This window comes from Pseudoalteromonas sp. DL-6, from assembly GCF_004328665.1.
In the GTDB taxonomy this organism is placed as follows: domain Bacteria; phylum Pseudomonadota; class Gammaproteobacteria; order Enterobacterales; family Alteromonadaceae; genus Pseudoalteromonas.
In genome coordinates, this window is sequence record NZ_CP019770.1 from 2,193,011 (window position 1) to 2,215,737 (window position 22,727).

The 22,727-nt window shown below is 40.0% G+C and carries 17 protein-coding genes and 5 tRNA genes; 4 read left to right on the forward strand and 18 right to left on the reverse strand.

Features of this window, described 5'->3' with window-relative positions; genetic code table 11:
* Nucleotides 1-11 precede the first annotated feature (11 nt).
* The 11 genes from B1F84_RS10210 to B1F84_RS10260 form a co-directional block, all read right to left on the reverse strand.
* Entirely contained in the window at nucleotides 12-1,913 is a 1,902-nt protein-coding gene (locus tag B1F84_RS10210; protein WP_131691357.1) for a SurA N-terminal domain-containing protein, read from the reverse strand.
* 173 nt (nucleotides 1,914-2,086) lie between these two features.
* A complete protein-coding gene (locus B1F84_RS10215) occupies nucleotides 2,087-2,386 on the reverse strand; it encodes an HU family DNA-binding protein (RefSeq protein WP_256872136.1) in 300 nt (99 codons plus the stop codon).
* Nucleotides 2,387-2,569: 183 nt separating this feature from the next.
* Nucleotides 2,570-4,930, reverse strand: coding sequence for an endopeptidase La (gene lon / locus B1F84_RS10220; protein WP_054202401.1), 2,361 nt, complete (start codon nucleotides 4,928-4,930; stop codon nucleotides 2,570-2,572).
* Nucleotides 4,931-5,079: 149 nt separating this feature from the next.
* Nucleotides 5,080-6,363 carry an ATP-dependent protease ATP-binding subunit ClpX gene (gene clpX / locus B1F84_RS10225; RefSeq protein WP_008111039.1) on the reverse strand — a complete coding sequence of 428 codons (1,284 nt, stop codon included), beginning with the start codon at nucleotides 6,361-6,363 and terminating at the stop codon, nucleotides 5,080-5,082.
* A gap of 135 nt (nucleotides 6,364-6,498) precedes the next feature.
* The gene (gene clpP / locus B1F84_RS10230; RefSeq protein WP_008111041.1) at nucleotides 6,499-7,116 is read right to left on the reverse strand and encodes an ATP-dependent Clp endopeptidase proteolytic subunit ClpP; all 618 of its coding nucleotides are present in this window, start codon (nucleotides 7,114-7,116) and stop codon (nucleotides 6,499-6,501) included.
* Between the two features lie 159 nt (nucleotides 7,117-7,275).
* Nucleotides 7,276-8,580 (reverse strand): trigger factor, encoded by a 1,305-nt coding sequence (gene tig, locus B1F84_RS10235; protein WP_131691358.1) that lies wholly within the window; start codon nucleotides 8,578-8,580, stop codon nucleotides 7,276-7,278.
* 352 nt (nucleotides 8,581-8,932) lie between these two features.
* Nucleotides 8,933-9,009 (reverse strand) — tRNA-Pro (locus B1F84_RS10240).
* A gap of 56 nt (nucleotides 9,010-9,065) precedes the next feature.
* Nucleotides 9,066-9,142: transfer RNA gene (locus B1F84_RS10245), tRNA-Pro, on the reverse strand.
* 18 nt (nucleotides 9,143-9,160) lie between these two features.
* Nucleotides 9,161-9,236: transfer RNA gene (locus tag B1F84_RS10250), tRNA-His, on the reverse strand.
* 24 nt (nucleotides 9,237-9,260) lie between these two features.
* A tRNA-Arg gene (locus B1F84_RS10255) sits at nucleotides 9,261-9,337 on the reverse strand.
* Nucleotides 9,338-9,392: 55 nt separating this feature from the next.
* A tRNA-Pro gene (locus tag B1F84_RS10260) sits at nucleotides 9,393-9,469 on the reverse strand.
* A gap of 348 nt (nucleotides 9,470-9,817) precedes the next feature.
* Between B1F84_RS10260 and folD the strand changes: the two genes are divergently transcribed.
* Complete coding sequence (folD, locus tag B1F84_RS10265; RefSeq protein WP_008111045.1) at nucleotides 9,818-10,672, forward strand: bifunctional methylenetetrahydrofolate dehydrogenase/methenyltetrahydrofolate cyclohydrolase FolD; 855 nt, start codon at nucleotides 9,818-9,820, stop codon at nucleotides 10,670-10,672.
* 30 nt (nucleotides 10,673-10,702) lie between these two features.
* On the opposite strand, the gene B1F84_RS10270 is transcribed toward folD, so the two are convergent.
* Nucleotides 10,703-11,599, reverse strand: a complete 897-nt coding sequence (locus B1F84_RS10270) for an EamA family transporter (protein WP_131691359.1) — start codon at nucleotides 11,597-11,599, stop codon at nucleotides 10,703-10,705.
* A gap of 188 nt (nucleotides 11,600-11,787) precedes the next feature.
* Nucleotides 11,788-13,167: a cysteine--tRNA ligase gene (gene cysS, locus B1F84_RS10275; protein ID WP_008111049.1), complete on the reverse strand. Its 1,380-nt coding sequence runs from the start codon at nucleotides 13,165-13,167 to the stop codon at nucleotides 11,788-11,790.
* Between the two features lie 154 nt (nucleotides 13,168-13,321).
* On the opposite strand from cysS, the gene B1F84_RS10280 reads away from it, so the two are divergent.
* Nucleotides 13,322-13,813 (forward strand): peptidylprolyl isomerase, encoded by a 492-nt coding sequence (locus B1F84_RS10280; protein WP_008111051.1) that lies wholly within the window; start codon nucleotides 13,322-13,324, stop codon nucleotides 13,811-13,813.
* 67 nt (nucleotides 13,814-13,880) lie between these two features.
* Nucleotides 13,881-14,615 carry a UDP-2,3-diacylglucosamine diphosphatase gene (locus tag B1F84_RS10285; RefSeq protein ID WP_008467551.1) on the forward strand — a complete coding sequence of 245 codons (735 nt, stop codon included), beginning with the start codon at nucleotides 13,881-13,883 and terminating at the stop codon, nucleotides 14,613-14,615.
* Between the two features lie 12 nt (nucleotides 14,616-14,627).
* Here B1F84_RS10285 and B1F84_RS10290 read toward each other — a convergent pair whose 3' ends face one another.
* The 3 genes from B1F84_RS10290 to miaE all read right to left on the reverse strand — a co-directional run bounded on the left by B1F84_RS10290 (nucleotide 14,628) and on the right by miaE (nucleotide 19,760).
* On the reverse strand, nucleotides 14,628-16,565 hold the full coding sequence (locus tag B1F84_RS10290) for a HAMP domain-containing sensor histidine kinase (protein ID WP_131691360.1): 1,938 nt from the start codon (nucleotides 16,563-16,565) through the stop codon (nucleotides 14,628-14,630).
* A complete protein-coding gene (locus B1F84_RS10295; protein WP_008111056.1) occupies nucleotides 16,558-18,786 on the reverse strand; it encodes an EAL domain-containing protein in 2,229 nt (742 codons plus the stop codon). Before B1F84_RS10295 ends, B1F84_RS10290 begins: the two co-directional genes overlap by 8 nt.
* Nucleotides 18,787-18,989: 203 nt before the next feature.
* A complete protein-coding gene (miaE, locus tag B1F84_RS10300) occupies nucleotides 18,990-19,760 on the reverse strand; it encodes a tRNA isopentenyl-2-thiomethyl-A-37 hydroxylase MiaE (RefSeq protein WP_131691361.1) in 771 nt (256 codons plus the stop codon).
* A gap of 198 nt (nucleotides 19,761-19,958) precedes the next feature.
* Between miaE and B1F84_RS10305 the strand changes: the two genes are divergently transcribed.
* Entirely contained in the window at nucleotides 19,959-20,558 is a 600-nt protein-coding gene (locus B1F84_RS10305; protein ID WP_008468350.1) for a Yip1 family protein, read from the forward strand.
* Nucleotides 20,559-20,636: 78 nt separating this feature from the next.
* Here B1F84_RS10305 and purF read toward each other — a convergent pair whose 3' ends face one another.
* Both purF and B1F84_RS10315 read right to left on the reverse strand, forming a co-directional pair.
* Nucleotides 20,637-22,163 (reverse strand): amidophosphoribosyltransferase, encoded by a 1,527-nt coding sequence (gene purF / locus B1F84_RS10310; RefSeq protein WP_008468349.1) that lies wholly within the window; start codon nucleotides 22,161-22,163, stop codon nucleotides 20,637-20,639.
* Nucleotides 22,164-22,181: 18 nt separating this feature from the next.
* A complete protein-coding gene (locus tag B1F84_RS10315) occupies nucleotides 22,182-22,676 on the reverse strand; it encodes a CvpA family protein (RefSeq protein ID WP_076919200.1) in 495 nt (164 codons plus the stop codon).
* Nucleotides 22,677-22,727: the final 51 nt, after the last annotated feature.

Below are 22,727 nucleotides of genomic sequence, written 5' to 3' on the forward strand. Positions count from 1 at the left end.
TTAGCTATTACTTATTCAGCCGGTTGGGCTGCTTTTGGTACATTAAGCTCTGCTTGTTGCTTAAGCGATTCAATGAATACCGTATAGTTTTTCTGCGCTTGCGCCATAGTAATGTTTTGCTTCATTTGTGGCTCAATGTTGTCACTCACTGGTGCATCATTTACCGCTTTAAGCGCAACAATTGCTGCATCACCATTATTTAAGTTAACCACATCGTACACAGCCACATCACTAGGATGTGCCATTTTGAATACTTGGGTAACAATAGCAGGCGAAACTGCAAAGCTTTCACGAGTTAGTTGCGACTCTTGACGAACATTTAGTGATTGCTCAGCAGCCACCTCGTTTAAGCTCTTGCCCTCTTTTACTTGTGCAAATAAGGTGCGTGCTTTTTCTTTTGCAAGGTCTGACGCTTTTTCATTTACTAAGCGTGTTTTAATTTGCTCACTTACTTCGCTTAATGCTTTAGTTGCAGCAGGTTGGTGCTCATTTACACGCACCACAATCACGTGCTCATTACCAAGCTCAATCACTTCTGAATTTACTTTATCTTCAAGTAATTCAATTGATGATAACGCAGTCACAACCGCTGGATTAGTCAGTGGTTCAGGAAGTGCGCTAAGTGCTAATAAAGGAGTAGACTGTACTTCAACACCCGCTACTTCAGCAGCGTCGTCTAAGCGATCAGAAATTTCAAAGGCTAATGCCCCCATTTCTGTTTGCTTCTCGTAGAATGCATCTACTTTTTCAGCTTGCTCAAGTTCAGCACGTAAGTCAGCTTTAACCTCATCGAACGGTTTAACTTGTTGAGTTTGCAGATCGGTCAGCTTGATAATGTGATAACCAAACTCAGAGGCAACAACGTCAGAGTAATCACCTTTGTTTTGCAATGCGAACGCTGCATCTTCAAATGCTGGCTCCATAACATCACGTTCAATCCACTCTAAATCGCCACCCATTTCGGCACTAACAATATCATCTGACGATGTCTCTGCTAGCTCAGCAAAATCAGCACCAGCGTTAAGCTGGGCAAGTAACGACTCCGCTTTCGCTTTAGCCGCATCATCATCTTCACTGTTATCGATTAGAATATGCGACACACGACGTTTTTCTGGTTCAACATATTGCGCTTTACTCTGCTCGTAATACGCTTTTACATCGTCTTCACTTACCGATGCAACATCAATATCATCTGCATTTAGTTCGATGTAATTAACTGAAATTAACTCTGGTGATAAAAACTGACCAGCATTTAATTCATAGTAATCTGCAACTTCTTGCTCTGTAACTTCAACGTCAGCCTGCATTGCTTGTTTATCAATGACTAAGTAATCAATGCTACGGGTTTGTTGTTGCAACGCAATGGCTGATTTAAGCTCATTTTGCAGCGCAAAGTCAGTACCCGCAACGGCAGATACCAACTGGCTACGTGTCATATCATCACGCAAATATTCACGAAATGCGTCAGGTTGAAAGTTCATTTGACGAATAACTTGTAAATAACGGTCGTTATTAAACTTGTCGCCAATTTTAAAATAAGGTAGCTCTAAAATTGTTTTGCGAACGCTTTCATCACTTACGCGAAGACCAAGTTCGGCAGCTAACTGGCTTTGTAATTCTTGTTGTACTAAACGGTCAATCACACCTTGACGGATTTGAGCCATGTAAGTTGGATCAGCTGCTATTTGGGTAAAGTACTCACCAAATTGTTGTTCTAAGCGGCTGCGTTCATTTTGAAACGCACGGCTAAATTCTGTTTGGCTAATTTTAATTCCATTTACTTCAGCAACGGGTTGTTCTGTGGTTTGACCTAAGTAACTACCGATCCCAGCTAAGGCAAAAGATAAAATCACCGCGCCTAAAATGACTTTGGCTACCGGCCCTTGCGAACCTTCTCTGATTTTCTCAAGCATTTGTTTATCTCTTTTCTGAGCAAGGTATTTTCTACCTTGTCATATGTAAAAAAAGCGTATCTTACCAGATACGCTTTTTCACTTGAAGTAACTGGCGGTGAAGTAACTTAATTTATCGATTGCAATAATTAAGCGTATCTTTACTCGCCATAACTAAATTGTTTACACAATGATTAGTTTACTGCGTCTTTAAGCGCTTTACCGGCTTTGAAAGCTGGGATGTTAGCTGCAGCAATTTGAATCGTTTCACCAGTTTGTGGGTTACGACCTGCACGAGCAGCACGCTCACGTACAGAGAAAGTACCAAAACCAACAAGTGCAACTGAGTCGCCATCTTTTAGCGCGCCAGATACAGATTCGATGAATGAATCTAGTGCACGACCTGCAGCCGCTTTAGAAATGTCAGCATCAGCTGCGATTTGATCGATTAATTGAGATTTATTCACAATATCATCCTCTTTCATTGTTGTTATCAAGAGCGATTGTTTTTTAAACTAACATCACTGTTTTGAAATTTTTGAGCAATTTTTTTAAAGCTCATATGATTATATTTTTCTTAAGCCTAGGCCCGGCAAGGGCTAGGCTTGAAAACCAGTGCTTAACTTATCATACCGTTTAGATTTGAAAAGCCCCTAAAAGCACTTTTTTTGGCTTTTTTACTGCTTTTTCGGTGTTTCGACTGAAAAACTATCAACTGGATGCACTAAAGCAAGCTTCAATACTTCGTCAATCCACGTAACTGGGTGAATCTCAAGACCCGCCAATACGTTGTCAGGTATCTCTTTTAAGTCACGTTCGTTGATTTTAGGGATCACCACCGTTTTAATACCACCACGATGAGCCGCTAATAATTTCTCTTTTAAGCCACCAATAGGCAGTACTTCACCACGTAAGGTTATCTCACCTGTCATGGCCACATCAGAGCGCACAGGATTACCCGTTAAACTTGAAACCAAACACGTAACCATTGCAATACCCGCACTTGGACCATCTTTAGGGGTTGCGCCCTCCGGTACATGCACGTGAATGTCACGTTTTTCATAAAAGTCGCTATTAATGCGTAGCTCATCAGCACGATTGCGTACGACAGTCATTGCCGCTTGAATCGACTCTTGCATTACATCGCCTAACGAGCCGGTGTAAGTCAGTTTGCCTTTACCCGGTACCGCAGCACATTCAATAGTCAGTAAGTCACCGCCTACTTCTGTCCATGCTAGACCAGTTACTTGGCCAATACGGTCGCCATCTTCTGCTTTACCGTAATCAAAACGCTGCACACCTAAGTACTCTTCAAGATTATCTGCATCGATAGTGACCGTTTTGGTGTCTTTTTCCATTAAGATATTTTTAACCGCTTTACGGCATAATTTAGACACTTCACGCTCTAAGTTACGAACGCCCGCTTCACGCGTGTAATATCGAATAATACCGATAATGGCACTGTCAGCAATTTCAACTTCTTTCTCTTTCAAGCCATTACGCTTAACTTGCTTTGGAATTAAATGTTCTTTAGCTATATTTAATTTTTCGTCTTCGGTATAACCGGCTAAACGAATAACTTCCATACGGTCTAATAATGGCCCAGGAATATTAAAGCTATTAGAGGTGGCAACAAACATTACATCAGATAAGTCGTAATCGACTTCTAAGTAATGATCAGCAAAATGGCTGTTTTGCTCAGGATCGAGTACTTCTAATAATGCTGATGCAGGGTCGCCACGCATATCCGCTGACATTTTATCAATTTCATCTAACAAGAATAACGGGTTTTTAACGCCCACTTTAGTCATGTTTTGAATCAACTTACCAGGCATAGAGCCAATATAAGTACGACGGTGACCACGTATTTCGGCTTCATCACGCACGCCACCCAGTGCCATACGAATGTACTTACGACCAGTTGAACGCGCAATAGATTGCCCAAGTGAGGTTTTACCCACCCCTGGTGGCCCAACTAAACACAAAATTGGCCCTTTAAGTTTATTGGTACGCTGCTGTACCGCGAGGTATTCAATAATACGCTCTTTAACTTTATCAAGTCCGTAGTGATCGCTATCTAGTATTTTTTGCGCGCCTGCTAAATCTTTTTTCACTTTAGAGCGTTTTTTCCACGGTACGTTGATTAACGTATCTATGTATGAGCGAACAACACTAGCTTCTGCCGACATCGGCGACATCATTTTAAGTTTGTTAAACTCTGCCGTGGCTTTTTCTTTCGCTTCGTTAGGCATACCTGACTCTTCGATGCGTTTTTTTAGCGCTTCGAATTCATCTGGTACATCGTCAATTTCGCCAAGCTCTTTTTGAATCGCTTTCATTTGCTCATTGAGGTAATACTCACGCTGCGATTTTTCCATCTGCTTTTTAACGCGGGTACGAATTTTTTTCTCAACTTGCAATAGGTCTATTTCACCTTCCATCAACGCCATTAAGTACTCTAAGCGCTCCGTAACACTTGATATTTCAAGTACTTTTTGCTTTTCAGGCACTTTTAATGGCATATGTGCAGCCATGGTATCAGCAAGACGCGCTGGCTCATCAATACCAGAGACCGAAGTCATCACTTCAGGTGGGATTTTTTTATTTAATTTTACGTAGCCTTCAAACTGGCTTAATGCACTGCGAATAAAAATATCTTGTTCTTGCTCGTTTACTGAATCAGATTCAATAAACTGAGCATTGGCAACAAAGAAATCTTCGTTATCAATAAACTCTTCGATATTTGCACGCTGTGTGCCTTCAACTAATACTTTTACTGTACCATCGGGTAGCTTTAATAATTGAAGTACAGTCGCAATTGTCCCAACACGATAAATATCGTCTTTCTCAGGCTCGTCTACAGTTGCATCTTTTTGTGCAACTAAGAAAATTTGTTTGTCTTTATCCATTGCCGCTTCAAGGCATTTTATTGATTTTTCACGGCCTACAAAAAGCGGGATCACCATGTGTGGATACACCACTACATCGCGCAGTGCTAGCACAGGGATTTCGACTCGATCGTTTCTCTCAAGCGTCATTGTATTTTCTCTTTGCACTTCATTTATTTAAAGATTACTCAAGTATATGGGGATAACCTAATTAAAGTTCAACAATTTTTACCAACTCGATTAAATTAATTATAAAAAAAGGAGCCATTGGCTCCTTTTTTTTACAACTTGCTCAGAATTTAATCTGCTGCGGCTTGTTCTTGATTGCTGCTGTCATAAATCAAGATTGGGTCAGACTCACCTTTAATAACGGTTTCATCAACAACCACTTTACTTACGTTATCAATTGAAGGCAGCTCATACATAGTATCAAGCAATACACCTTCTACGATTGAACGCAGGCCACGTGCACCGGTTTTGCGTTCCATTGCTTTGTGAGCAATAGCACGTAGTGCATCATCACGAAACTCAAGCTCAACGTCTTCCATCCCAAACAATACTGAAAATTGCTTAGTAATGGCGTTTTTAGGCTCACTTAAAATTTGTACCAGTGCAGCTTCATCAAGTTCAGTCAATGTAGCAACAACAGGTAAACGGCCAATAAACTCTGGAATTAAACCATATTTTACTAAATCTTCTGGCTCAACATCTTTAAATGTTTCACTTAAAGAGCGGCTCGCTGCCGACTCTTTAACGTTAACGCCAAAACCAATGCCAGTATTTTTGTGGCTACGCTGTTCAATAACTTTATCAAGACCAGCAAATGCACCACCACAAATAAACAGAATTTTAGAGGTGTCTACTTGCAGGAACTCTTGCTGTGGATGTTTACGTCCACCTTGTGGCGGAACAGAAGCAACGGTACCTTCAATCAGTTTAAGTAAGGCTTGTTGTACACCTTCACCTGACACATCACGGGTGATTGATGGGTTATCTGATTTACGTGAAATTTTGTCTATTTCATCAATGTAAACAATACCACGTTGTGCTTTTTCTACGTCGTAGTCACATTTTTGTAAAAGCTTTTGAATAATGTTTTCAACATCTTCACCCACATAACCGGCTTCGGTTAACGTGGTGGCATCGGCCATAGTAAACGGCACATCTAGTAAACGTGCTAACGTTTCAGCTAGCAGTGTTTTACCACTCCCCGTTGGACCAATTAATAAAATATTACTTTTACCTAATTCAACATCTTGTTTAGTTGATTGGTTGCGTAAACGCTTGTAGTGATTGTAAACCGCTACAGACAACACTTTCTTCGCATGGTCTTGACCAATTACGTAGTCGTCTAAGTGGTTACGAATTTCTTTTGGCACAGGTAATTTGTCAGCGGCATCATGCTTAGGCGCGATGTCTTTAATTTCTTCCCTGATAATATCATTACACAGTTCTACACATTCATCACAAACGTATACTGAAGGTCCTGCAATTAATTTTCGAACTTCATGCTGGCTTTTGCCACAAAAAGAGCAGTATAACAATTTATTACTTTTGTCGCCGTCTGTAGGAGTGTCAGACATTCAGCTACCTCATTTTATTACGTTGGCCACCAAAGTCTTGGTGGCTATTTTAATACGCTTTAACTATACCAAAATTTAGGCTTTTTCGCATAGTAACTCTCATTAGCAAGCATTACTGCTTGCTTGCAGGCATACTTACTTGCTACCGCGATTAGTAAATACTGAGTCAACAATACCGTAATCTACAGCTTGGCTTGCACTCATAAAGTTATCACGGTCTGTGTCGCGTGAAACAACATCAAGTGGTTGGCCAGTATGCTCAGCCATTAAGCGATTTAATTTGTCTTTAATAGACAGGATTTCTTTTGCGTGTATTTCAAAATCAGACGCTTGACCTTGGAATCCACCTAATGGTTGGTGAATCATCACGCGTGAATTTGGTAAACAAAAACGTTTACCCTTAGCACCACCAGATAATAAAAACGCACCCATGCTGGCCGCTTGGCCTACACAGATAGTACTTACATCAGGTTTAATGAAATTCATTGTATCGTAAATAGCCATTCCCGCAGTGACGGAGCCACCCGGTGAATTGATATATAAGAAGATATCTTTATCTGGGTTCTCTGATTCTAAGAAAAGCATTTGCGCTAAAATCAGATTTGCCATGTTGTCTTCAACTTGGCCCGTTAAAAAGATAATACGCTCTTTTAATAGTCTCGAATAAATATCAAACGAGCGCTCGCCTTTAGCTGTTTGCTCAACAACCATTGGTACTAATGCGTTTAGGGGATCTGTCATACCAGTGTTCATACTTATTTAATTCCTTATGCGCTTATACTTATTCTAAGAAAAGCATAATGATCATTTTTAGCTAATTAAGAACCACAAACTAAAATGGCCCGGGCACACTGCATAAACAGAGTAACACGAGCCATTTAATCGTTAGCGAGCGCTTAAGTCAATGACTTATTATGCACCTTGCTGTGGATTCATGATGTCATCAAATGCTTTTTCAACATCAGTCACAGTTGCTTTAGCTAAAATAGCTTCAACAGCTTGCTCTTCCATTGCTACATTACGCATTTGTTGCATTAGTTGATCATTTGCTTTGTAGTATTCTACTACTTCAGTTGGATCTTCGTATGCAGATGCTACAGTAGCGATAAGTGCTTCAACTTTAGCGTCATCAACTTTGATGTCGTTTGCTTTGATCACTTCGCCTAATAATAGGCCAGTTTTAACTCGTGTAACTGCTTGCTCATGGAACAATTCAGCTGGAAGCTCAGGCATATTTTGACCGTTACCACCAAAACGTTGAGCAGCTTGCTCACGTAAAGCGTCAACTTCTTGGTCGATTAATGCTTTAGGCACTTCAACTTCGTTTTGATCTAAAAGACCTTTGATTGCTTGATCTTTTACGTTAGCTTTAACCGCTTGGTCTAGCTCACGTGTCATGTTCTTTTTAACTTCTTCTTTAAGCGCGTCTACGCCGCCTTCGGCAACACCGAATTTAGTTGCAAACTCATCGCTTAATTCAGGTAATTCTTGCGCTTCAACTTTTTTCACTGTGATAGTGAATTGAGCCGCTTTACCTTTTAAGTTTTCAGCGTGGTAATCTTCAGGGAAGTTTACGTCAGCAACAACTTCTTCGCCTGCTTTTTTGCCTACGATGTTGTCTTCAAAACCTGGGATCATACGACCTTGACCAAGTTCTAATGGGAAATCTTCAGCTTTGCCGCCTTCGAATTCTTCACCGTCGATAGTACCAACGAAATCAACCGTTACACGGTCGTTTGCGCCAGCAGCTGCATCAACGTCAGCCCAAGAAGCGTGTTGCTTACGAAGTGTCTCTAGCATGTTTGCTAAATCTTCGTCAGTTACTTCTACCGCTGGTTTTTCAACAGCAATTTTCTCTAAACCTTGAACTTCAACTTCAGGGTAAACTTCAAATGTTGCTGAGAACTCTAAATCTTTACCTGCTTCAAGTGCTTTTGGAGCAAATGTAGGTGCGCCAGCAGGGTTAATTTTTTCAGCAACAATTGCTTCAATGTAATTACGTTGCATTACTTCACCAGCAACTTCTTGACGAACAGCTGGTCCGAAACGCTTGTTGATTACTGATACTGGAACTTTACCAGCACGGAAACCGTCGATACGCTGCGTTTTTGACAGTTGTTGTAAGCGTTTTTTTACTTCGGTCTCAACGTTCTCTGCAGGAACGGTGATGGTCAGACGGCGCTCAAGGCCTTGAGTCGTCTCAACAGAAACTTGCATGATTTACCTCAATATTCAATTTTGGCGACTTTTCGCCTTCATTACAAACAAAGTAATCTATAGGCGTCTTGATAAAATTCAAGCCTTAGAGCTTAAAAAAATCCGTCGCTACCAGGAGATACCATTGCTGCTCTGCCCTAAGGGCACTATATTTTTAAACAAATAGACGCGGCATTATAACCTAATATTCATGATAGTCGAGTGTGGGGGGCAATTATTTGGGGTAGTTAAAGGCAGATAACGACTAAGCGAATAAAAAACAGGCTAATTAAACTGTATAGAATGAATAGGAGCAAAAAATAGAGTTATTTTAAATAAAATAGAGATTTAGAATATGGAGCTTAAGGGGAAATGGTCGGCGATGCAGGATTTGAACCTGCGACCCCTTGGACCCAAACCAAGTGCGCTACCAAACTGCGCTAATCGCCGATATAGATGTTTTCTCGAATACTTAAACTTAGGATTTAAGACCACCTGTAAGAAAGTGGTCGGCGATGCAGGATTTGAACCTGCGACCCCTTGGACCCAAACCAAGTGCGCTACCAAACTGCGCTAATCGCCGATATTCTTTTTTGTAAATTGGGGTGACTGATGGGGCTCGAACCCACGACAACCGGAATCACAATCCGGGGCTCTACCAACTGAGCTACAATCACCACGGCATTACAGTGTTTTCAAAATGGCGCACCCAGAAGGATTCGAACCTTCGACCGACGCCTTAGAAGGGCGTTGCTCTATCCAGCTGAGCTATGGGCGCATCGAAAACTTCATAGTTCACTAGTAAGTTAAATTGTTATGAGTAAACATAAAAATGGTCGGCGATGCAGGATTTGAACCTGCGACCCCTTGGACCCAAACCAAGTGCGCTACCAAACTGCGCTAATCGCCGATACTTACTATTGTCTGCGAGTGACCTCGTTGACAACGGGGTGCATAATAGTGATTTGACCGGGTTAGGTCAAACGTTTTTTTAAGAAAACAAATCAATTGCTCATTTTTAGTTCATAATGGTCAAATATTACGATACAGGGATAAAATTTAAACTCTTTTTTATAATTCGGGGGGTTATAATTTAAAAGCAACTTGGCGCTCAACCGCTTTTCTGCGAAAATAGTCGCCATATTAAAAAATGAGCAAGGTGAAGGTCTTTTTCTTTATCGGCATTTTAACCCCTATATATGCATTCGTTTTTTAAATGTATCGGTATCAAGTTAATTAACCTAATTAAAGGTCACCCATGACGGCAAACATCATTGATGGTAAAGCAGTAGCAAAACAAGTACGTAGCGCAGTGGCTGAACGAGTTTCAGAACGTGTTGCACAAAACCTAAGAGCCCCAGGATTAGCTGTGGTGCTGGTTGGACAAGACCCAGCAAGCCAAGTTTACGTTGGTTCAAAACGTAAAGCCTGTGAAGAAGTTGGTTTTATTTCTAAATCATTTGATTTACCCGCAGACACTACAGAACAAGCACTATTAGCATTAATTGATGAATTGAATGTTGATGGCGAGGTTGACGGTATTTTAGTGCAACTTCCTTTACCTGCAGGCTTAGACGCAGAAAAAATTCTTGAGCGTATTACCCCGCATAAAGATGTTGATGGCTTTCACCCTTATAACATTGGTCGTTTGGCGCAGCGTATGCCAGCTCTTCGCCCATGTACACCTAAAGGTATTATCACCTTATTAGATTCAACTGGCGTACGTTACAAAGGCATGCATGCTGTGGTTGTGGGCGCCTCTAATATTGTAGGTCGTCCTATGTCACTTGAACTGTTGTTAGCTGGCTGTACTACCACTGTTTGTCATAAGTTTACCCAAGATTTAGAAACCCATGTTCGCCGTGCTGATTTACTGGTTGTTGCCGTAGGCAAACCAGAATTTATTCCGGGTGATTGGATCAAAGAAGGCGCGATTGTTATTGATGTGGGTATTAACCGCTTGGACAACGGTAAATTAGTGGGTGACGTTGAGTACGCCGTTGCAGAACAAAAAGCTGACTTTATTACTCCTGTACCTGGCGGTGTAGGCCCGATGACAGTTGCCAGCTTAATTGAAAATACATTAGAAGCGTGTGAGAAATATCACAGCTAATAAACAAAAATAAAGCAATGAAGAGCCCGCTTAATTGCGGGCTTTTTGTATCATCATTCTTCGTTTTATTAAGTCCAAGCCTTGTGGCAAAACCGAAAACACAATCATTAATAACATAATCGCGTACTGCCAATTTGCATACTGCTCGTTAATTAATATTCCTGCACATAAAATACCGGCAATTGGGTTGGCTATAGTGCCAAAAGTAAATTCAACTACTGACATTCGTCCTAATAACCAAACATATAGGATGTAAGCCAAAGCAGTGTTAGGTACCACCAGCCAAAATAACGCCAGCCATTGGGTGCTAGTTATTGATGTAGTTAAAAATTGATACTGCTGTGGAGCAAAATAAAAAGCTTGAACCATAGCGGCAATTGCTAACAAGCTACCGCCAATGATTAACTGCCACGTGAGTACCGTCCACCAGTGAACTTTAGCGGTTACTTTTTTTACCAGCGTACTGCCTATAACAATAGTTAATAGCGCCCCTATCAGTGCCACTACTCCCAATACATTAAGTGCTACATGCTGTGGATCAAATAAGCGCCATGCTAAAATCACTAAAGCAAGGGCACAAAAACCTTGTACTAGCGCTGGCTGTTGGCGTTTAACAAGCCAGGCATACAATAATGCCACTACCGGTACTGACACCATACCCACACCAGCAATAGCTGCAGGTAGGTTAATTGCCATTACAAAAATAAAACTAAAAAATAGCGCAATATTAATCGTGCCGATTAAAAAGATACCAGGCCATTGCTTTGCTGTTGGCCAAGAAGGTTTAAATAACAACAATAATAAACCGGCAGGCAGTGCACGTATGGCTCCTAATAAAATTGGTGGCCACTCTGGGGTTGCGTATTTAGTTACCGCATAAGTCGTGCCCCATAAAAAAGCAGGGATCATGGCAAGTAAAATATTCATTAATTTTCCATTTTTAAATTGATGAATGCGAGTTTAAAACCTCAACCATAATTGAGGTCAACAGCGTCAATTTTATTAAAAACATAATCAATTTAATGCAATTGATATAACCAAAAAAGGGTTACCCTATGGTAACCCTTTTTTTGTGATCAGCGCGTTATGGCTAAATCCGCAAAGGTCGACAAACCCTATGCTTTACGCCACGTTGTTTTTCCCGCTGAATCTTCAAGTATTACACCCAGTGCATTTAAAGCATCGCGAGCTTCATCTGCTGCAGCCCAATTTTTACTGGCACGTGCGTCATTACGTTTGACTATCAGTGCCTCAATTTCAGCCACTTCATCGTCGTTTTGACCGCCTTGTAAAAATGCCTCTGGTGCTTGCTGAGCAATACCAAGTATTTCACCTAAGCTGCGTAGAACAAAGGCTAAATGTCCTGCTTTTTCGCTATCACTTTCTTTTACTCGGTTTAGCTCTTTAGCAACTTCAAATACAACCGGTAATGCTTCTGGCGAATTAAAGTCATCATTCATAGCTTTTCTAAACTTAGCTACATACTCATTACCCTCAAGCTCACATTCAACTGGCTCAACACCACGTAATGCCGTGTAAATACGCTCAAGTGATGAACGTGCTTGGTCTAAGTTTTCTTGCGAGTAATTAAGTTGACTGCGGTAATGGCCAGAAATTAAAAAGTAGCGAACCGACTCAGCATCGTATTGCTTTAATACTTCACGAACGGTAAAAAAGTTATCTAATGATTTAGACATCTTTTCTTTGTTCACTTGAACCATACCGGTGTGGATCCAAGTATTAACGTATTGGCCGTTGTTAGCACAGCATGATTGCGCAATTTCGTTTTCGTGGTGCGGAAACTGTAGGTCTGAACCACCACCATGAATATCAAAGTGCTCACCTAGGTGCTTTGAACTCATTGCTGAACATTCTATGTGCCAACCAGGGCGCCCCTCTCCCCAAGGTGATGACCACGATGGCTCCCCTGCTTTAGCTTTTTTCCATAAAACAAAATCAAGAGGATCGTCTTTATCTTGTGCTACTTCCACACGTGAGCCCGATTGCAGCATGGTTAAATCTTGCTGTGAAAGTGCCCCGTATTGCTCAAAGGTTGATACATCAAATAAAACGTCGCCATCGGCTGCAACATAAGCATGGCCTTTGGCAATCAAACGCTCAACCATAGCAATAATTTCATCCATGTGACCTGTAACCGTTGGCTCTACATCAGGACGTAGCATATTTAAGCTGTCAAAGTCTTCATGCATGGCTTTAGTCATACGCACGGTTAAGTCGTTAATAGCTTCACCGTTTTCATTTGCGCGCTTAATAATTTTATCATCAACATCGGTAATATTACGTACGTACTTTAAATCGTAACCTAAGTGACGAAGGTAGCGAACAATCACATCAAAACCAACAAATGTGCGAGCATGGCCAATGTGACAGTAATCATAAATGGTGATACCACACACATACATGTCGATTTTCCCATCGACCATAGGTTTAAATTGTTCTTTTTGGCGTGTCAGTGTGTTGTATATTTGTACCATTTAGTTGCTTTCCTTCACGATTAACAGAAAAGCTATGTTACCACTTGCTAAGCATGGGCTCTAGCGGTTTATAACAAACATAACATCTACTTTGTTAATCTGAGTCAACTACGATAAAATAGCACCAATATTTAAACCAGCTATAGGAAACCTCATGGTTGTTCTACACACAAACTTTGGTGATATCACCATTAAAATGCACGAAAGCGAAGCTCCAAATACAGTAAAAAACTTTTTAGAGTATGCAAACTCAGGTTTTTATAACGGCACAATTTTTCACCGTGTAATTGATGGTTTTATGGTTCAAGGCGGTGGTTTTGCATCGGGCATGGAACAAAAAGAAGTAAACGACCCAATTGAAAATGAAGCTAACAACGGCCTATCTAACAAAGTAGGTACTTTAGCAATGGCGCGTACGCCTGATCCACACTCAGCTACAGCGCAATTTTTCATTAACGTGAATAACAACGACTTTTTAAACCACAGCAGCGAAACGTCGCAAGGTTGGGGTTACTGTGTGTTTGCTGAAGTAGTAGAAGGCATGGACGTAGTAAATAAAATCAAAGGTGTTGCTACAGGTAGCAATGGTTTTCACCAAGATGTACCACTTGAAGATGTGGTAATTGAAAGTGTAACTGTAAGCTAAAACCTCCTCATTCTTCACAGAATACATAAAGCGGGTATTCACCCGCTTTTATTTAACTGGAATCACCATGACTCGCCAAACCTACTTTATTGCCGATTTACATTTGAGTGAAAATCGCCCTGATATTACAGCGGCATTTTTTAAATTTTTACACGCCCATATTGTTCCTCAAAAAGTAGACGCCCTATATATTTTAGGTGATTTTTTTGAAGTATGGGTTGGTGACGATTATGTTAGCGAACTCTCAGCAGCAGTGGCAAAACAATTAAAAGCAGTTAATAACTTAGGGATCCCCATTTACTTTGTACATGGTAATCGCGATTTTATCATGCGTGAAAAATACGCCAATATGGCAGGAATGACTCTACTCGATGAGCAAACAGTGATCGACCTTTACGGCAGACCCACCGTAATTTTACATGGTGATGAAATGTGTACTCAAGATATTGAATATCAAAATTTTCGTAAAAAAAGTCGTGGTTGGTGGTGGCCTAAACTCATGCTTGCTATGCCATTGTGGTATCGAAAAAAAATAGCCCGTGATGCACGTGAAAAAAGTAAACTTAGTCAAGCAGACAAACCTATAGAAATACTTGATGTAGTGCAAAGCGCTGTATTAGAGACCTTTGCTAAGCATAACGTGGCTAATATGATCCACGGCCATACTCACCGCCCTAATGTACATACCTATGAAGTTAATAACCAAACCCTAACTCGCACTGTGTTAGGCGATTGGTATACTCAAGGTTCATATTTAGTGGTTACCCCCGAGTCACAACAATTAATTTCAACGCCTTTATAACGTTCCTAGTAATTAATCGTAATAAGACTTTGCTGTTAAGTCAGGCAAGGTAATAATAAATTGTGTTTTAAAATAAGCATCGCTTTGTGGTTCTGAATGAAGTTTGATGTCTCCTTTCAAAACTTGTGTTACCCATTGGTGCACCATATATAAACCTAAACCGGTATTACCTTTACCCCGTGCGGTTGTATAAAAAGGCTCAAATATATCTGCTTTAGTGTCATTATTAACTCCTTTACCATTATCTGACACGCTAAGCCTTACGCTATTATTTGTCGCTTGCTCTACTTTTATTTCTATCACTCCCTCTTGCTTATCATCAAAAGCGTGATTTAACGCATTAATTACAAGGTTTTCGACCACCTGAGAAATAATCCCTGGCAAACTAATCACCTGTTTATTGAGCAAGAAAATAGTTTTCACTTTTATCGGTGAATTTTTTAATCTGGAGTTTAATGACAATAATAGCTCTTCAATAATTTTTTCAATATCACATGCAATAAATTCATCATTGTGGCGATCAATGGCCATTTTTTTAAAACTTTTCACTAATACAGCGGTTTTATTTAAGTTAATTTTAGCCAGCGCTAGATTCTCACCAATACTGGTTGTTGTTTCCTCTAGCGTTGATTTAGTCAGCCCTTGCTTAATCGCTGCATTTAATTTACTCAATGCCATATCTGCATTAGAAACAGAAATAACGGCTCCTCCAATAGGCGTATTCATTTCATGAGCAACACCTGCCACGAGCAACCCTAATGAAGATAGTTTTTGTGCTTCTATTAATCCTTCTTGTAACTGTTGTTGCTGCTTTATAGTGGCATCAAGCTCTCGGTTCACTATATCTAGTTCTATCTTTTCTATATGTAATTTATGCGAGAGGGTTAACAACTTATTTTGAAACTTATACTCACGATAAATAAAACCAAAACTAATTAAACACAGTAAGCCACTACACAACAACGCTAACTGTAAGGCTACACTTTGTGCAGATATTAGCGATTCATCTGGACTACTTACAAGAATAATTAACTCTTTATCAGTGTCACTAATTCTGCCTTTATTCTCACGCAATGAAAAAATAGAAAAACGACGGTAAGTATAAAGACCATTATTGAAAAAATGTGACCCATATTCTACTTTGCCATCAATAATTTGCTGCCAAAGATCTGGTTTTTTTAAAGCGAGTGTTTGCTCATTGTTACCATACATAAACCCCCACTCTAAGTTTGCATCACTATTTAATAACCAAAAACCATCATGGTTTAAAATGCTGATCAAAGTACCCTCTTGGTTGTAACTCTTAATCTGACTAAACAAGTAATCTAAGTTAAAGTTTACAACTAGCAAGCCATCTAATAGGTAGTTTTCTTTATTGGTACGGTAGGTTACGCGGATTGTTGGCTGAAGAGGCTTTACAATTTTGTTGCGTTCAATGTTTAAATCTATCTCTGTGGCAAATATATTTGGGGCACTGACCTGCATCCCTTTTAGAAAATAGTAACGGTTTTGCTTATTTTGTAAACCATCGGGCGCTTCAATTTCGCCAACACCATTCACTGCGTTAATGCGGTATTGCTCCTGGCCTTGTGTATCTAGCCAGCGAATTTGCGCGATATTATTAGAGAGAGCGGCAAAATTTAAAAAGTAGTTATTTATTTCATCTCTGCTTTGCTCTAGTTGTAAGGGCTTGTTTTGTTTATCACTTTTTAAAACCGACCCCTGAGCCAGAATACGAGTTAGCTTTTTAATGCTACTGAGTTCTTTGGAAAAATCACCACTGATAAGGACTAACTTTTCATCTTGCTTAGCTTTTATGGTATTTATTTTTTCTTGGTATATTTGTTCATATACTAGCCAACCAATAAATAAAGTAATAAATAAACTAAATAGCGATTTAACTAGCACACTTTTTTTTGAACCAATTGGCAAACCATTAACACTATTCATTTTTTATCACTTCATACTGCTTTAACCACACGAACAGCTCTTTTAAAAATAAAGGTTTAGAAAAATAATACCCTTGTGCTGTTGCACAGCCTTGTTGCTGTAACCACTTTGCCTCAAATTCATTCTCAACCCCTTCAGCAATCACCGAAAAATTAAATTGCTTTGCCAAAGACAGTATCATTTTAATCATGTACTGATTGTTGTCATTAAATTCAAGATCACAGACAAAGTAGCGATCTATTTTTATCGACGTAGACGGTATTTCATTAATGTGAGCCAACGATGAGTAACCAGTACCAAAATCATCAATACTGACTTTAATACCTAAATCAATAAACCGTTCAAGTGCTTCTTTAATTAGGCTGTAATTACTAATAGCTTGTGTTTCGGTCACCTCAAGCTCAAGCATAGAGGGCGAAATATCGTACTCTTCAATTTTAGTTTTTATCTGCTCAAAATAACTTGGCTCAACTAAGTCATAAGACGATGCATTAAACGCAACGGGTAAGTTGTAGCCTTGCTTTTTAAGTTGGTTAATCACTTCGAGTATTTTCTCAAAAATCACATGGTCTAGTTCATTAATTAATCCGGCTGTTTCAGCTAACTCTATAAATTCATCAGGGCGTACAAAGCTGCCATCAGCTCTTTGCCACCTAGCGAGCGCTTCAAAACCTGCAGGTTTCAAGGTTGATAGGTTCATTTTGGGTTGTAACGCCACCTCTAAACTTTTATTACCTATAGCCGTTCTAAGCTCAGCCATTAGCTCGTAGCGCCGAGTAATTTGATCTGTTTTTTCCTCGGTATGCTGAATATACTTAGTTTGGTTTACCTGTGAAGAGTTCAGACTCGACTCTGCCAGGCTAATCACTTTTTCCGGAGAGAGGTTTAAAGCTGCACTTAATTTTAATTCTAAAATACGCACATCAATGTATTGTTTTACCTGCTCGATTTCGAATTTTTGCTTATTTTGAAAGCAACTAATAGCCTCTGAAATATCAAAATCAACATTGACTAACATGCCAAATGCTCTGCTACTAACTAATGCTATGCGAGGGTCATACCTAGCAAAGGTACCAACAATACTTTGGTGCACTAGCTTCATTAATTTATTACAAAATTCATGACCAAAGGTAAATGCTTTTTCGTCAAACTGATAGATATCAAAAATGACTAATCGCGTTTTTAACCGCTCCTGCGCATTCATGTTTTTTATTTCACGGGTTAGCCAGTTACGGTTTTGTAAATTAAGTGATACGTCGGTATAGGCAAGCTCGGTTAAGCGATTTAATAACGAAATATTAGCAAACCCCGTACTCACGTTTTCACTAAATACCTTAAGTAAATATTCGTATTGCTCACTAATCGGGTTATCTGATTTTACAATGGTGATGTAATCAGCGCCTTGGTTATCTAGCGTTTCGAAAAAAAACACACTGTGGTTTTTTGAGAATATATGGCGACGCTCTTTAATCGCTTGTTTAAAGTCTTGTAGCATTTCTGCGGGCAGGCTAGTTTCTACTGGCTGCCCTTTAGTGCCACTAAAACAACCATGAGTAGAGAGTATTAAGCATTCAGACTTGGATCCTGCATTACTCGAACAAAAAATACCGCCCCCTTCGGTTATTTTTAAAATATTACTAATTTCTTTAAGCACAGCATAAGAAAAAGAGGCCATATCGTGCTTGCCGTTAATACTTCTAGATGCATCAAGCACCAGCTGTAAACCTTGCTTCGCTGATCTGATTTGTGAAATATATTCCCAAGTGCGCATGTTACTATTAACAATGGATTGCAGCTTCTCGGCAGATAGGTCTGATTTATTCCAGTACTCATCGATATCGAGCATTTTCATGATATCGCTCTCTGGTGCAAAGCCAGGTTGCCCTGTTAACAGCACAATACGCATTTCTGCGTTACCGATGACCTCTCGAATAGTATTCACTAAACGCAGGCCTGAGTCATCTTCCTCCATCACCACATCTATAAAGATAAGTGCAATATCAGGGTGCATGCTCAGCGCTAAAGCAGCCTCTGGCACAGAATTAGCTGTTAACAACTCATATTTATAACCATCCTTGGCTTTTAGCTCTTTTAAGCTGTTAACTAACGCGTTTTGATAATCAAGATCATCCTCAACGGTTAATATTTTCCATACTTTCAGATCTGTATCTGCTTGCTCTTCTTCAGCTGCAAATACAAATAATCCCTCTTTATTTTGCATATCTTCTCACCCAATAATAAATAAGGTATGGCTCTTTTATTAAAATGATTTCAAAGCCATAGGTAAAATTCTTAAATAAATTAGTAGTTATTTCAATATTAGAAGAGGGTATTGGATGTGTCTAATTTAAACACAACGTTTAATTAGAAGGTAACTGCTACAGCTAATTACTTGACCGTAGCAGCTTCAGGTGAAAAAACGGGTTATTGGCAAACAGTAACGGGCACGCCACTGTGAAATTTAAAGTCTTCATCGTCTGATGTAATTAGTTGCGCTTCTATTTCAGCAAATTCTTTTACTCGCTCGGTAATATCAAAATCAGCAATGTCTTGAGCAAGGGTTAAGTAGTCTTGATAGTGGCGAGCCTCTGAGCGTAACAATGAAATATAAAAGTCACCTAAGCGTTTATCTACATGCGGGGCAAGCGCAGCAAAACGCTCACACGAGCGTGCCTCTATGTAAGCACCTACAATAAGTTTATCAACTAAGGCGTTGGGTTCAAACGTTTTAACATTACGCAGCATACCTTTGGCGTAACGACATGGGGTTATACTTTTATATTCAACACCGTATTCATCCATAATTTCCAACACTTGATAAAAATGATGCAACTCTTCTTTTATTAACATCACCATTTTATCAATTAAGTCTTGGCCATAAGGTGAGTTAGATTTAGGAATAATAGACTTTGTCAGTTTATTTTTAGCCGCTAAATCGCGCCAATTCCCTTCACGTTTATAAATAAGCGTTTCAAATGGTTTTAGCCACTCAAGCAGTGCATCACTGCTGTCTTTATCTACTGCATACTTACGAATTAAAAACATCGCACTTTGCGCTGCTTTTAGCTCACAAATTAAGTGATCAATTAATATGATGGGTAAGTTTTCTTTTTTGATTGCTTGCTCAACCCACTCATCGGGGGTGCTGCATAATAAAAAGTTATTAATGGGTTCTAAAAGTTGGCTATGTGGCACGCTGACTTCTCATTGCTAAAATTGCGATTGCGGCATTTTAACATGAAATATTACGCTGAATAAAATAAACACACACCCTTATTACAAGCTCATGGTTAACTTGACTTTGTATACTTACTGAACCATAACTAAAAGGACTGTATAAAAACAAACCAATTATAACCAAACAGTAATTTATCCTTTTATGGAGAGCACGCAATGATACTAAATCACCTATGGGGCTTATACGCCCACCCACTCGAAGAATGGCAAACAATTGATAACCGTCACGAAAGCTTAACCTATAGCTTATCGCATATTTTACTTATCGCTTTATTTCCCTCTGCAATGGGATACTACTCATCGGTTTACTTAGGCTGGAGTATCGGCACAGGTAACCTGGTATTTTTAACCCATGAAAGCGCACTGATGATTGGCGCAGCCATGTATGTTGCTTTAATTGGTGGTGTATTTGCTCTTGCCTATTTAGCGCATTGGATGGCAGTTACTTTTGGCGCTAAACCAACCTTTACCCAAACTATTGAGCTGGCAGCTTATACCGCAACACCAGTGTTTATGTCGGCATTGGCAGCCTTTTGGCCTGAGTTGTGGTTTGTGGTGTGTGTTGGATTAGTGGCGCTCGCTTACTCAGTTTATTTACTGTATACCGGCGTCCCTATTTTGATGCACATTCCACAGGAGCGTGGCTTTATTTACGCAAGCTCTGTTGTAACCTGTGGATTAATTTTACTGGTTATTATTTTAGCGCTTACCGCCATGCTATGGACCAACGGTATAATCAGCCCTATGTTTACCTAAAAATTGAAAAACAAAAAAGGAGCGATTAAGCTCCTTTTTTTGTAACGCCGATAATACTATCAGGCAGCATTATTACTGCTAATCGGATTCGTTTTCATCTTGATTATGTATTTCTAAACCAGACGACATCGCATTTTCGCGGGTGCTTTTAGCAGAATCGTTACGTAGCTTATCAATACGATTTAGGTAGTCTTGATCAACGTCGCCAGTAATGTATTGTCCATCAAACACTGACGTTTCAAACTTAGTGATTTCAGGGTTTTCTTGGCTAACTGCAGCAATTAAATCACTTAATGATTGAAAGATTAATCCATCAGAGCTAATGCTTTGGTTAATATCTTCAACTTCACGGCCGTGTGCAATGAGTTCAGCCGCCGATGGCATATCTATACCGTATACATTTGGAAAGCGTATTTCCGGTGCCGCTGACGCAAAGTAAACATTTTTAGCACCAGACTCACGGGCCATTTCAACTATTTGCGCTGAGGTGGTACCACGTACAATTGAGTCATCAACAAGTAGAACATTTTTACCTTTAAACTCGCGGTCAATCGCATTGAGTTTTTGACGCACTGATTTTTTACGTAGCTCTTGGCCAGGCATAATAAACGTACGGCCAATGTAGCGGTTTTTAACAAAGCCTTGGCGGTAAGGTAAGTCAAGCACGCGTGCCATTTCTAAAGCGATATCACACGAAGTCTCTGGGATAGGAATAACGACATCAATGTCTTTATCTGCCCACTCACGGGCTACTTTCTCGCCTAATTTAGTCCCCATATTTACACGTGCTGCATAAACCGACATACGGTCAATGGTTGAGTCCGGACGCGCAAAGTAAACAAATTCAAAAATACACGGTGAGTAAGACACTTTATCCGCACAGGTAAAAGAATGAAACTCGCCTTTTTCCGTCACATAAATTGCTTCGCCTGGTGCAACATCACGAATAAACTCAAAGCCATCTGGCTTTAGCGCCACACTTTCTGAGGCAAACATGTATTCAGTACCGGCAGCAGATTCACGTTTACCAAATACTAAAGGACGAATACCATTTGGATCGCGAAACGCCACAATACCATGGCCGATAATCATGGCAATAGTGGCATAACCACCCGTCACTTTATTGTTAACTTCAGTAACCGCTGTAAAAATATCTTCAGGGTCTAGTTTAAGTTTGTCTGGCTTACTTAGCTCATGTGCCATGATGTTAAGTAAAATTTCAGAATCAGAAGTGGTATTAACATGGCGACGTGCTTCTGAAAATAACTGTTCTTTTAACGACTCTGCATTGGTTAAGTTACCATTATGAGCAAGTGCAATACCAAAAGGAGAGTTCACGTAAAACGGCTGAGCCTCTGACGAGCTAGAAGAACCCGCCGTTGGGTAGCGCACATGGCCGATGCCAATGTTGCCTTGCAAACGTTTCATATGACGAGTGTGAAATACATCTTTCACTAGGCCATTTGCTTTGCGCAAGCTAAATGTATTGTTCTCAATAGTTATGATACCCGCAGCATCTTGGCCACGGTGTTGCAAAACGGTTAAGCCATCATAAATCGCCTGATTAACTGGCGATGTTCCGACTATTCCAACGATACCACACATGTAATTTATCCTCGCCGATTAACGGTTTACTGAATTTAAAAAGCTCGAGTTGTTTTCTAGGTACGAAAAGAACCATTCAACTACAAAGCCAAATTCTGGAATCAAAATAGAGTTGCCCCACCAATGCGTATTTGGCGCACCAGTAAAAGCATCAAGAAAGAAGAGTAACGCGCTCACGACCAACACGCCTCGAAGAGCACCAAACACCAAACCAAAAACACGGTCTGTGCCGGATAATCCGGTTCGCTGTACAAGCTCACCTAAAATATAGTTTAGTAAACCGCCTAACAATAGCGTCGCAAAGAATAATATGGCAATGGCCGCCGCATTTCTTAAAAGGGGTTCAGAAATGGATGTTAGGAAGGAAGCTAAATATTGATAAAATAAGCTGGAGATGATGAAAGCCCCTGCCCATACCGCTAATGACATAGCTTCTTTAACAAAGCCGCGTATTAAACCGATGATGGTAGAGAGTGCAATAATCCCAAGAATGGCGTAATCAACCCAGATCATAAGAACCAATTAGTCGCTAATTTTGGGCGCATTCTATACCTAAACCTCCTA

Excerpts from the sequence above, each read along its gene's own strand:
- B1F84_RS10290 (WP_131691360.1), bottom strand. The coding sequence starts at position 16,565 with ATGAATAGTGTTAATGGTTTGCCAATTGGTTCAAAAAAAAGTGTGCTA.
- clpP (WP_008111041.1), bottom strand. The coding sequence starts at position 7,116 with ATGAACACTGGTATGACAGATCCCCTAAACGCATTAGTACCAATGGTT.
- purF (WP_008468349.1), bottom strand. The coding sequence starts at position 22,163 with ATGTGTGGTATCGTTGGAATAGTCGGAACATCGCCAGTTAATCAGGCG.
- clpX (WP_008111039.1), bottom strand. The coding sequence starts at position 6,363 with ATGTCTGACACTCCTACAGACGGCGACAAAAGTAATAAATTGTTATAC.
- cysS (WP_008111049.1), bottom strand. The coding sequence starts at position 13,167 with ATGGTACAAATATACAACACACTGACACGCCAAAAAGAACAATTTAAA.
- B1F84_RS10305 (WP_008468350.1), top strand. The coding sequence starts at position 19,959 with ATGATACTAAATCACCTATGGGGCTTATACGCCCACCCACTCGAAGAA.
- B1F84_RS10285 (WP_008467551.1), top strand. The coding sequence starts at position 13,881 with ATGACTCGCCAAACCTACTTTATTGCCGATTTACATTTGAGTGAAAAT.
- B1F84_RS10280 (WP_008111051.1), top strand. The coding sequence starts at position 13,322 with ATGGTTGTTCTACACACAAACTTTGGTGATATCACCATTAAAATGCAC.
- B1F84_RS10210 (WP_131691357.1), bottom strand. The coding sequence starts at position 1,913 with ATGCTTGAGAAAATCAGAGAAGGTTCGCAAGGGCCGGTAGCCAAAGTC.
- tig (WP_131691358.1), bottom strand. The coding sequence starts at position 8,580 with ATGCAAGTTTCTGTTGAGACGACTCAAGGCCTTGAGCGCCGTCTGACC.
- folD (WP_008111045.1), top strand. The coding sequence starts at position 9,818 with ATGACGGCAAACATCATTGATGGTAAAGCAGTAGCAAAACAAGTACGT.
- B1F84_RS10270 (WP_131691359.1), bottom strand. The coding sequence starts at position 11,599 with ATGAATATTTTACTTGCCATGATCCCTGCTTTTTTATGGGGCACGACT.
- B1F84_RS10295 (WP_008111056.1), bottom strand. The coding sequence starts at position 18,786 with ATGCAAAATAAAGAGGGATTATTTGTATTTGCAGCTGAAGAAGAGCAA.
- B1F84_RS10315 (WP_076919200.1), bottom strand. The coding sequence starts at position 22,676 with ATGATCTGGGTTGATTACGCCATTCTTGGGATTATTGCACTCTCTACC.
- lon (WP_054202401.1), bottom strand. The coding sequence starts at position 4,930 with ATGACGCTTGAGAGAAACGATCGAGTCGAAATCCCTGTGCTAGCACTG.